The sequence below is a fragment of the Acinetobacter proteolyticus genome (assembly GCF_000367945.1).
GTDB lineage: Bacteria > Pseudomonadota > Gammaproteobacteria > Pseudomonadales > Moraxellaceae > Acinetobacter > Acinetobacter proteolyticus.
The window spans coordinates 256,004-256,823 of the sequence record NZ_KB849177.1; the positions used below are offsets into that span (position 1 = coordinate 256,004).

The 820-nt window shown below is 42.4% G+C and carries 1 pseudogene; it reads left to right on the forward strand.

From position 1 onward, the window contains the following. Positions 1-820, forward strand: a pseudogene (locus F993_RS19945) (YadA-like family protein); the annotation flags it as partial.

Below are 820 nucleotides of genomic sequence, written 5' to 3' on the forward strand. Positions count from 1 at the left end.
GGTTCAAAAGATGCGGTGAATGGTGGTCAGATCAAGAATATTTCTGACAGCATCAAGAACAGCATTGGTGGAAATACAACGGTCAATCCAGATGGCAGCATCACGACCAATAACATTGGTGGTACAGGTAAAAATAACATCAATGATGCAATCAGCAATGTGAAAGATGCTGCAACCAAAGCGAAAACTACAGTGACTGAAGTGACTGAAGGTGACAACATCGTTGTTAAAGAGACGACGAATAAAGATGGCAGTACCAACTACGAAGTGTCGACCAAGAAAGACCTAAATTTAGACAGCATCACCACTGGTGATACAGTATTAAACGACAAGGGTTTAACCATCAAAGATGGCCCAAGCATCACTAAAGATAGCATCAATGCGGGTAATAAAGTCATTAGCAATGTTGCAGATGGTTCAATCGCGAATGGTTCAAAAGATGCGCCGTGAATGGTGGTCAGATCAAGAATATTTCTGACAGCATCAAGAACAGCATTGGTGGAAACACAACGATTAATCCAGATGGCAGCATCAGCACCAACAACATTGGTGGCACAGGTAAAGACAATATCAATGATGCAATCAAATCAGTTGATGATAAGGTTACCAATGGCGTTAATGATGTGACCAATAAAGGTCTAAACTTCGCCGGTAATACTGGTGCGGATGTTCATCGTAAGTTGGGTGAGAAGTTAAACATTGTGGGTGGCGCTGATGCAGCAACAGCGGAAGACAAAACCAGCGGTGAAAACGTGATTACCCGTACCACAGCAGATGGCATCAAAGTTGAATTATTGAAAGATGCGAAGTTCGACAGCAT